General features: G+C 64.7%; 7 protein-coding genes. 5 read left to right on the top strand and 2 right to left on the bottom strand.

From position 1 onward, the window contains the following. Window positions 1-50: 50 nt before the first annotated feature. A complete protein-coding gene (locus O1Q03_RS32050; protein ID WP_269508516.1) occupies window positions 51-938 on the bottom strand; it encodes a LysR family transcriptional regulator in 888 nt (295 codons plus the stop codon). Between the two features lie 104 nt (window positions 939-1,042). Next, the gene (locus tag O1Q03_RS40025) at window positions 1,043-1,720 is read right to left on the bottom strand and encodes a hypothetical protein (protein WP_332112561.1); all 678 of its coding nucleotides are present in this window, start codon (window positions 1,718-1,720) and stop codon (window positions 1,043-1,045) included. A 274-nt stretch (window positions 1,721-1,994) separates the two neighbouring features. Here O1Q03_RS40025 and tssF point away from each other — a divergent pair, with 274 nt between their 5' ends. The 5 genes from tssF to O1Q03_RS32080 form a co-directional block, all read left to right on the top strand. After that, window positions 1,995-3,770 (top strand): type VI secretion system baseplate subunit TssF, encoded by a 1,776-nt coding sequence (gene tssF, locus O1Q03_RS32060; RefSeq protein ID WP_269508520.1) that lies wholly within the window; start codon window positions 1,995-1,997, stop codon window positions 3,768-3,770. Window positions 3,771-3,861: 91 nt separating this feature from the next. Continuing rightward, on the top strand, window positions 3,862-6,918 hold the full coding sequence (locus O1Q03_RS32065; RefSeq protein WP_269508522.1) for a type VI secretion system Vgr family protein: 3,057 nt from the start codon (window positions 3,862-3,864) through the stop codon (window positions 6,916-6,918). 3 nt (window positions 6,919-6,921) lie between these two features. Continuing rightward, a complete protein-coding gene (locus tag O1Q03_RS32070; RefSeq protein WP_269508525.1) occupies window positions 6,922-7,449 on the top strand; it encodes a hypothetical protein in 528 nt (175 codons plus the stop codon). A 258-nt stretch (window positions 7,450-7,707) separates the two neighbouring features. Further along, a complete protein-coding gene (locus tag O1Q03_RS32075; protein ID WP_269508526.1) occupies window positions 7,708-10,026 on the top strand; it encodes a T6SS effector phospholipase Tle3 domain-containing protein in 2,319 nt (772 codons plus the stop codon). Next, a partial coding sequence (locus O1Q03_RS32080; RefSeq protein ID WP_269508528.1) for a type VI lipase adapter Tla3 domain-containing protein occupies window positions 10,023-10,584 on the top strand: 562 nt, incomplete at its 3' end. The genes O1Q03_RS32075 and O1Q03_RS32080, both read left to right, overlap by 4 nt.

Raw genomic sequence — 10,584 nt, forward strand, 5'->3', positions numbered from 1 at the left:
TTCGTGAGCCGGCGCAGGGCCGGCGTTCGGGAGAGACGCCATCGCGAACACTATACGCGCGCTTGCGCGCCCTTGATCGCGTCGCGCATGAACGACACGAAACGCGCGGTGACGGGATCGTCGCGGCCGGACAGCCACGCAAGCCCGACGCGCCACTTCGCGTCTCGGCCGGCGAGCGGCAATACGGTCGCGTCGCGCAGCAGGTACTGCGCGCGCGACGGAATGAACGCGACGCCGACGCCTGCCGCGACCGACGTCAGCACCGATTGCACGTCCTCCGCCTGCTGCGTCACGTGCGGCACGAAGCGCCGCTCGACGCACCATCGGTCGATCTGTGCGGCAAGCCCGGGGCCGCGCGTACGCTGCAGCGCGATGAAGCCGATCTCGTTGAGCACGTCGAGTTCGGCCGGCACGCGCTTGAAGCCGAGATGCGGCGGCACCGCGAGCGCGAGCGCCTCGTCGATCACCTTGAACGACGACAACCCTTCATCGGACGGCAGGCGCAGGAAACCGGCATCGAGCTTGCCCGCGCGGAGCCGGCGCGTTTGCTCGGACGACGACAGGTCGCTCAGCGTGACGGCAATGCCCGGATTGCGGCGACGGAATTCCGCGACGAGCTTCGGCACGAGCGTCAGCACCGACAGGCAGATGCCGAGCCGCAAATGCCCGCGCTGCCCGCTGGTCGCTTCCCTCGCCCGCGCGAGGATCTCGTCGGCATCGCGCACGAGCGCCTGCGCGTCGGGCAGGAAGCGTTCGCCGAACGGCGTCAGCTCCGCACCATGCCGCCCGCGCTCGAACAGCTTGCCGCCGAGGCTCGCCTCGAGCGCGCCGATCTGCTTGCTCAGCGCCGGCTGACTCATGTGCAGCGTATCGGCCGCGCGGCTGAAATGACTGAGCTCGGTGACCGTCAGGAACGTTCGCAGCAGTTTCAGTTCCATTCTTCAAAGGAATCGTAACGATCAAAACATTCATTTTACTGATCGAACGACGTGACGTTCAATACGGATATCGCCCTCCCGGAACTGACTGTCATGTGCGTCGATTACGCGTCCGAATGCCTGTCCGACACGTCGCGCGACACGATCGTCGCCGACGATTGCGTTGCCGTGCCCGAAACAGCGACGCCCGCGCGCCGTGCCGCGCGCGCCGATGGACGCGGTCGCCGCCCGCGCTTCGGCGATGCGCTCGACGACGCGCTGAACGATCCGCCGTCGCGCCCGGCAACGGGATCGATCGCGATCAGTTTCGCGGTCGTGTCGCGGCGGAACTGGCCGCGCTGAGTGGCGGCGCAGACCCCCTTCCGTCGGCCTGATCTCGTTCGATCGTCCGCAAAGAAACTCAGGGATCCGGTCATATCGCGCGTGATTTCATGCGCATCCATCGTCATCGCCGCGCGATCGACCTTGTAATATGCCGCACCCGCTGACCGCCCACGCATTTCGCGCCGCCGCAACGCGGCTGAACGACCGGGCCGGCCGTCGTTCATGCGTGCGCGGCTTGACGGCGCGGTGGTCATGCGCCGCCGCCCGCGCACCGAACCCGCGGCACCGTCGAACCGCAAGGCGACAGCCCGTCCTGCGCGCGCTCGCGAAGCAAGACCAAGGCCGGGCTCGCGCCACTCACACGCCGCACCGAACTTTGCGATCGTGCGACGCATCTGCCTGCCGCGTGCGTCAAACCGAATGCCGCTACCCACGCCGGCCTCAAGAATCGACGGCAAGGCTGGCGCCAGCGATGTCGACCGCGCCACCGCTCTCCGTTTGCGACGTGTCGTGCGATTGCCCTGGGCGCAGAGCCGCACACCTCATTTTCGTTCGCGATCGCCCACCCGCGCACCCGATTTTCATACAGGTCCTATTTCCCTTGATACCGGCGCACGCAGAGAATCACAGAGGTTCGTTCTGCCGACGCCCACTGCTTGCCACCGTTGTAGCGTCACGCCTTCGGCTCCCGCCTCGCCGGCCAGAGCGCACCTCGTCAACCAGAGGAGTGTTGTGGCGTCGCTCAGAGATAAATTCGTCGAGGAACTCCAGTACCTGCGCCGGTTGGGCGGGATCTTTGCCCGCAGTAACCCCGGCCTGGAGCGATTCCTCGGCGACTCCGCCGTCGATCCGGGCGTAGAGCGCTTGCGGGAAGGCTTCGCGTTCCTCACCGCCAAGTTGCGCCTGAAGATCGAGGACGATTTTCCGGAACTTACTCAGCCGCTGCTGCAAGCCTTGGACCCGAGCTGCCTTCGGCCCACGCCCGGCATGACCATCATGCGCTTCGCGCCGATGGAGGGGAGCCTCTCGGCGCCGCAGCATTTGCCGCAGGGGACGGTCGTTCAGTCGCGCCCGGTGCACGGCGTGCGCTGCCAATTCCGCACCTGTACCGATGTCACCTTGCTGCCGTTGACCATCGAGTCCATCAGCGACAGCCATAGCCAACAGGAATCCCTCATCCACCTGAATCTGGCGGCCGCATCGGGTACGTCTCTGCACGAGCTGGATTGCGACAGCCTCGAATTCCACCTGAGTTGCGACGAACACACGGCGCTCACGCTGTACTGTTGGCTCGGACGCTATCTGCAACAGGCACGGCTGCATCATGGCGAGCGGGTTCGCGATCTGCCGCGCCCCTGCATTCAGTTTTCCGGTTTCAGCCCGGGCGACGCCCTGCTTCCGCAACCCGCGGAAAAACTCGACGGCTATCGCATCCTGCAGGAATACTTCGTCTACCCGGCTCGCTTCCACTTCTTTCGCGTGACCGGCCTGCGGCAAGCCTGGCCACCCGCTCCCTGCCAACGCGCCCGGCTCACGCTGCGGTTCCGTCATCCGATGCCGCCGGGCACGTCCATTCAAACGGGTGACCTGTCGTTGTTCTGCACGCCAGCGGTCAATCTGTTGCCGGACACGGCCGGCCCCATCAGCCTGGACAATGAAACAGCCAGCGTCGCGCTCGCACCCGCCTCGCACGCTCGCGGCGAACCCCGCGACATCTTCAGCGTCGATGCCGTCTCCTGCTCCCGGCGCACCGTCTCCCGCGAGGGTATCCAGCCCGTCCAGGCCTTCCGCCCGTATAGCGCCGCCGCCGGACGGGGCGGCGCGCTCGCCAACGAAGCCGGCGTCGGGTTCTATGTTCACCATCTCGAAAATCAATGGGTACCCGAAGGCGTGGCTCACCGCCTCGCCTTTCTGCACGGCGATGGCACGCCCTACGTGGCGGCCGACGAAGTCGCGCAGGTGCGCCTGACCTGCACCCAGGGCGCGCTGCCGCTTGCGCTGCGGCCGGGAGATATCTGCCACCCCACGGGCACCACGACCCGTGCGGCCGAATTCACCAACCTCACGATGCCCAGCCCGACCTATCCGCCCGTGCTGGACGGCGGCGTCCACTGGCAATGGATCTCCAACCTGTCGCCCAACCCGCTCATTCTCGACAGCACGGCCGCGCTCGCCAGCTTCCTGCGAGCGTATGACATACCGGGCCTGCACAACCTCCCACTGGCCCGGGCCACGCAACGCAAGCTGGATGCGATGCGCTCGATCACCACCGTTCCGGTCGACCGCATGTTCCGTGACATGCCGGTGCGAGGGAGCAAGAGCCATCTGGTGCTGGACCCGGACGGGTTCGGCAGCGAGGGCGAGATGTATCTGTTCCTCAACGTGCTCAGCCATGTCATGGCGCTGTTCCCGAGTACGCAATCGTTTCACATCCTGTCGGTTAGCACCGGCCCCAATCAGGAACCCGAAGAATGGCCCATTCGATTTGGCGCGCAGCCCGTGATGTAGCCCGCGATACGGTGCGTGCCGACACCCACCCGGCGCAGGAGCCGGCCCCCTGCACCGCTTGCTTCGCTCCCGGAGACAAGAGGCACGCCCGATGAGCCATCAAACCCACGTGCGTTTCACCTTTGGCGTGATAGGCGGCGAGGAATTCGACGTCGTCGAATTCCATCTCACCGAGGCGCTGTCCGAAACCTTCCGTCTCGAACTGGAGCTTGCCAGTCGCAACCCTGCCGTGGATTTCGAGCGGGTCGTCGATCAGCCGGCACGCTTCACCCTCTGGCATCGCGAGCGGCCGATGCGCTATGTCACCGGCCGCATCAGCTCGTTCTTTCAAGGGGAAACCGGCTTCCGCCGGACCCGCTACCGCGCAGTCGTCGAACCGCTGCTGGCCCGGCTCGCGCTGTGTTCGGACTGGCGCATTTTCCAGCAGCAATCGGTTCCCGAAATCCTGCAAACCGTGCTCGACACGCATGGCCTGCGCCACTACGAGCAGCGTCTGACCGAACCCCACCTCTCTCGCGAGTATTGCGTCCAGGCCGGGGAATCCGATCTGGATTTCGTCCTGCGCCTGGCTGCCGAAGAAGGGATCTTCCATCGCTTCGACCATAGCGCGGAAGGCAGCACCCTCATTCACGGCGATCGCCTCTACATCCACGGGGAAATCGACGGCGGCCCGGTACGCTACAACCCCGCCCCGGGCGGCGACCAGCCCGAACCGTGCCTGCGCCGCTTCACCTATGGCGAGCAGGTCCGCACCAGCCGCCTGACTCAGCGCGACTACACCTTCAAACATCCGCGCTATCAGCAGGAGCACCTCCAGACGGGCGACGGCATGGGGCAGAGCCCCGGTTATGAGCGCTACGACTACCCGGGCCGCTACAAGGAAGACGCCGCGGGCCTCCCCTTCACGCGCGATCGCCTGAGAGGCCTGCGCCGGGATGCAAGCATGGCTGTGGTCGAAGGCGACGACCCGCGCCTCGTACCCGGCGTGGCGTTCGACCTCGTCGACCATCCCCGTGAAAACTGGAACCACGGGTGGCGGCCGATCCGCATCGAACATCACGGCACGCAGTACACCAGCCAGGCCGAAGAGAGCGCCACCGCGCGGCAAGGCACGCACTACCGCTATACCGCGGAGATCATCCCGGACCACATCGAGTGGCGCCCGGAGCCGCGGCCGCGGCCGGTCATCCCCGGCCCCCAGGAGGCCACGGTCGTCGGGCCGGAGAACGAGGAATATCACGTCGACGAGCACGGCCGGGTCCGCGTCCGGTTTGCCTGGATACGCGAGGGGCGCAACAGCGCGCAGGACACGTGCTGGATTCGCCCTGCCAGCAGCCTGGCCGGCACGCGCTGGGGGCACATCACGCTGCCGCGCATCGGCCAGGAGGTCATCGTCGATTTCGTGAATGGCGATCCGGACCAGCCGTTCATCGCGTCCCGGATGTACCGGGTGACGAACCCCGCCCCTTACGAGCTGCCCAAATTCCAGACGCTCAGCACCCTCAAGACCAAGGAGCACAAAGGGCAGCGCGCCAGCGAATTGCGCCTGGACGACACCACCGCCGAAATCAGCGCGGCCCTGATGAACGATCACGGCGCCAGCCATTTGCACCTGGGCTACCTCACCCATCCGCGCCCGGATGGCGGCCAACCCCGCGGCGAAGGCTTCGAGCTGCGCACCGACCTGCACGGTGCGCTGCGCGCGGCGCAGGGCTTGCTGCTCAGCACGGATGAGCAGCCGCAGGCCCAGGGAGGCCAGCTTTCCCGGGCAGCGTTGATTCAATGCCTCGAAAGCGCGCTTGAACTGGCCAGGAACCTGGGGCGCTACGCGGAGCAACATCAGAACCTGTCGCACGACGCAGGGCCCCAAACCACCTTGTCCGAAGCCGTTCGGGATCTGGGGCACGGTGCAAACGACGAGCCCGCCGGGAGCGGCGGCCAGCCGCTGATCGCCATCAGCAGCCCCGCCGGCATCGCGGCCGGCACCCCACGCGCCATCACCCTGGCCGCCGGCCAGCATCTGGACGCCGTGGCCGAGCAGAACCAGCATCTCACGGCCGGGCAGGCCATCGTCATGAATGCCGGGCAAGGCATCAGCCAGTTTGCGCACGGCGGGGACCTGCGACACATCGCCCACCAAGGGCAGGTGCTGGTCCAGGCGCAGCACGATACGGTTCGCATCCAGGCCGACAAGAGTGTCGAAGTCAGCGCAAGCAACGAGCATGTGCTCGTCATGGCCGACAAGCACGTCACGCTGCTTTGCCAAGGGGCCTATATCAAGCTGCATGACGGCAAGATCGAGTTCGGCTGCCCGGGCGACATGACCTTCAACGCAGGCGGCTACAACTGGCTGGGGGCCGCGAGCGAGGCGGCCACGCTGCCGCAATTCGACGTGGGCGATACCCAGCGGCGGTTCGTTCTGACTCTGCCCGATGGCGAGCGCCCGGCGGCCAATCACCCGTACAAAATTACGTTGAGCAATGGCCAGCAGGTAGCTGGCGTTACCGATGAGCAAGGCGCCACGCAGATGATGCAGGAAAACGGGATGCACATGGCCTCGTTCGAACTGCTGCCATTGGTGACGAAGCTGGCCGGCGCAGGAGCGGCGGCGGTGGCGGCCGGCTCATCGATCGGGCTGGCGAGGAATCTCGTGCTGCCGCCCGACCCATCGGCCGGCCGGCCTTTAACGGACAACGAGGTTGAATTGGCGAAAATCATTTACGCCGACTCCATCGACTACCAGAAGGTCCGCATCAGAGAAGAGAACTTCCTGCCTTGGCAGGGCGACAGTTACACCATCACGCCGAATGGTCATCTGTACCTCGGCAAGCAACTTCGCGGCATTCCCGACTTTGCCACGGCGGCGGATCGTAACCTGCAACTTCATTTCATCCACGAAATGATGCATGTCTGGCAACACCAGCAGGGCATCAATGTCCTTGCAAGAGGCGCCTACACACAAGTCAAGGAATTCACCATCGGCGGCCAATACAACTATCAACTGCAACCCGGAAAAGTGCTCGGGGACTACAACCTCGAGCAGCAGGCAGATATCGCGAAAGACTACTTCGCGGCCAAACAGCGTGCGGATCGTTCAGAGATCGAGAAACTCAAAGCAGTGCTTGGCAACTTTCCAGTGAGCTACTGACCCATGAAGAAACACGTATTGGCGGGCCTATTGGCGTTCGTGCTTTGCGCGTCATCCTGGGCGACCTCGAAGGTGCCTCCCGAGATACAGGTCTCCGTTGCCGATGGAAAGATCGTCTTTTCTTTTCGAAACCTTCTTGGCGAAACGAATGACGGCGAGATCACGAAGATTGCCGTATGCCGACAATCGGGCAGCCGATGTGTGGAGGACGTCTGGGTCATCCGGCTTCCTTCCGGATGGCAGGGGCAAGAACTGACGCTATTCCATGCCGCGCCCCCCGAGGCAGTGGTCCTGAAAAACAACCCTTCGGCGCTGTACGCCGGCGGCAGCTACGCGCTCTACGTGAATTTCCATGAACGGGGCCGGCGGAAGGCGCAAACGGTAGACAACACGGTGACCGAGTTTTGCCTGGTACAGGCCGGTGGCGGGCTGCATCTCCAGCCCCCGGCAGCATGCGCCGCGCGCCGAGTCAGCGAGGATCGGCTGCAACGGCAAGCCATCCCCAAGCATGATGCCGGAGTCAGCCAATGAGCGGCCGCGAACGTGGTGGCGAAGGCAGCCTGCCTCGCCAGCGACCGATCGCAACAAGGCGCCGACCGCACCAAGCCGGTACGGCAGCCATGCACTTGTTTCCGACCGAGGGATCACGATGAAGACGTTTATCAAAGCATCCGGGCCTGCTTCGACAGAACCCTTCCCGCCAACACCCGCGTCTTGTCGCCCGGTACAGTCGGCAGGACCCCGAAATAACATCCGACCGTTCAAGCCGGCCATCATGGAGGGCAACGCATGTCCACGATAAAGCTGACCGGGCAGACCAAAGCGGTCCTCGCACCCGGCGCCAGCGACGCCTACGCGCAAATACAGCAGCCCAAACCCTGCATCGTGATCCTGATCCACGGCGTCAACGATCTGGCCGGCAGCTATGCCGTCCAGGAGGACGGCATCTGCCAGGGCTTGAACGAACGCCTCGACCAGCCGTTGACGACGAAGCGCGGCCGACCCAACACCGCCGCGTTGAACCCCGCCACCTATTCCGTGCCCGACGAAGACAGTGCAAGCGAACCGAACCCCGACGCGATCTATTACCGCCGCCGCGCCACCGCAGGCAAGCGCGGCGGTGCGTCGCGCAGCGTGGTGATTCCGTTCTACTGGGGGTTCCGCGAAACCGAACAGGCAGACCCCGCCGGGAAGAAAGGCATTCAGAAGAACACGCCGCACGGAGAATGGCTGGACCGCTACGGCAACCGGCTGGACAAGGCCGGCACCAAGGAAGGCGGCGTATTCGCGAACGCCACCACCACCGTCCCCGACATGTTCGGCAGCGGCTTCTCCGGCAAGGTCATGGGCCTGCCGGCCAATCCGCTGTTCGGTTCCCCCGACCATCCGTTGTTCAAGGGCCCCGAGCGCACCTACATGGTGCTGGCCGCGCAACGCCTGGCGATGCTGGTCAAGATCATCCGTCGCTACCGGAAAGTCGTGGACGGCCAGGTCATCGCCACCGGCGAACACGACACGATCAACGTGGTGGGCCACAGCCAGGGCACCGTGATCACCCTGCTCGCGAACGCCATGCTCGCCGACGAAGGGCAGCGCCCCGTCGACGGCTTCGTAATGATGCACTCGCCCTACAGCCTGGAGGAGAGTACGTTCGAATGGATGGAGTTGCGCAACGCGCAGCAAACCACGTCCGCCCGCCTCGAAACACTCGCCAATATCGCGCAGTTCATCAGCGAGGGACGAAACAGCACGCCGTCGCTGGCCGACACCGCCGACGCCAGCCAAGCCTCGACCTGCATCGGTGGCCTGCGCTGGACCGGCGAGGCCTGCGAAACCACCATCGATGGAAACACCGTGCAGTTCGCCGAGCGCGACAACCGCGGCTGTACCTTCCTGTATTTCTCGCCGCAGGACCAGACTGTCGGCATGAGGAACGTACAGGGCATCGGCTGGCAAGGCGTGGCGGACACCGTGAGCTACTCGAGCCCGGACCCTCAGCCGGCCTCCGGGAACATGACGACCGCGTCGCCGTTCGCCGCGAGGCAGGTGCCCCACCGCACCGTTACGTTGCCGGCCTTGTCCGCGCTTGGCGGCCAGTACGCGCAGCGAGTCTTCGCGATGCGCGAGCGTGACGGCGAAGGCGAACTCGTGGGCAAGCCACCGAGCTACGACTACATGATGCGCGCCCCCGGCGAATCCACCTGGGAAGGCACCGACATGGACAGGAGCCGCAAGATCGCGGCCAATGCCGGCCTGTCGAGAAAACAAACCGTCACGATCAAGGCGCCCGCGTTGCCCGTGCCGTTCGTCCCGGATTTCGTCGGCGAAGGCGGCAGCACGCTGGGCCGGCCGGGGTCGAGCGGGATCAAGCCGGTGTGGCACCGCACCGACCCGATCGACGCGTCGATCTCGATCACCAACGGCGCGATTCGGGTCAAGGAGGTGCGCGCGATGGAGCGGCCGCCCGGCGTGTCGGGCGCGGCGATGAAGCGCGCGCTGGAGGAGGCGGCGACCGATCTCAACGACCCGCAGCGCAATCCCTATCTCGATGGCAGCAACAACGCGTGGGCGGCGGCCTGGCATCGCGTCGCCCGCTGGACGGAGAACCGTCAGATGCCCGGGCTGCTGGTGGCGTTCGAGGAAAGTCCGAATGAAGCGCGCGAGCGCCTGGTGCGTGCCCCGCTGGGTGAGAACGAGGCGATCTCGTTCCATTCGGCCATTCCGATGAGCGTGGAGCATAGCCGCCGGGCGCTGGCGTATGACCTCGCGATCGGGCAGGCGAAGAGCATCGATGATGAGAGTTATTACGCGTATCTGTGTCGGGTGGCGGATTGGCGGTTGCGGTGGGATCTATATGTCGGCAAACGAGGCGAAGCCGATCGCAAGTCAAAAGAGGAAACCGATCCGGCCATCATGCAATGGTACAAGGCTGAAGCCGAGGAACACGTAGACCTCATTGACGCCACCGATGTCTACATCGGTTCGGGCGTGCTTCCCGAGGTCACGAAGAATGCACATAGCCAGCCGCTCACCACAGTGCGCTATCAAACTGTTGCCGGTCGCCGTGACGGTATTCCAGTGCAATCGGGTGTGAAGGGGGCACGATGAAACGAATTCGGATCGCCTTGAGCGGCCTGGCCATGTGGATGTCGGTCAGTATGCCTGCGATGGCGGCGCCGACGGACGACGATCCGTTGAGCCGACTTGCCTGCCCACTGTCAAACATCGAATTGATCCGCACACTGCCACCTACACCGAACGATCTTCCTGCAGCAGGTACATCCATGTCCGCTTCAAAGCAAACAGCCGCCAACGCTCCCAAACTGACAACCTTGGATATCGTCCGTGTTGGCTTGAGCTTGGACGTGTATCGCCAAGGCCAAGCGTGGGCACGGCTGCAACAACAGAACGCGCTGCAAAACAATTCGTTGCACGTCGGTACAGCCTTACCGATGGACCCGAAGGACTACCCGACGAATGCCGATGACAAGGACATGGCATGGGAGCAGCGCATGGCTAATGCGCTCGAATTGGCTTTGCAGGGCTTCCCTGAGCGCTGGCCGATTCCCACGGTGTCAGTCGTGAGGAGCTATAACCCCAAGGCCCAGAATCTGCGTACGCCAGCCGACATGGTTGCCACATCGTTGAATAGAATGGCCAATACAC

It is taken from the genome of Burkholderia sp. IMCC1007, from assembly GCF_027257875.1.
Classification (GTDB): Bacteria; Pseudomonadota; Gammaproteobacteria; order Burkholderiales; family Burkholderiaceae; genus Burkholderia.

Coding starts and splice junctions, on each gene's coding strand:
- O1Q03_RS32065 (WP_269508522.1), top strand. CDS start 3,862: ATGAGCCATCAAACCCACGTGCGTTTCACCTTTGGCGTGATAGGCGGC.
- O1Q03_RS32050 (WP_269508516.1), bottom strand. CDS start 938: ATGGAACTGAAACTGCTGCGAACGTTCCTGACGGTCACCGAGCTCAGT.
- O1Q03_RS32075 (WP_269508526.1), top strand. CDS start 7,708: ATGTCCACGATAAAGCTGACCGGGCAGACCAAAGCGGTCCTCGCACCC.
- O1Q03_RS32070 (WP_269508525.1), top strand. CDS start 6,922: ATGAAGAAACACGTATTGGCGGGCCTATTGGCGTTCGTGCTTTGCGCG.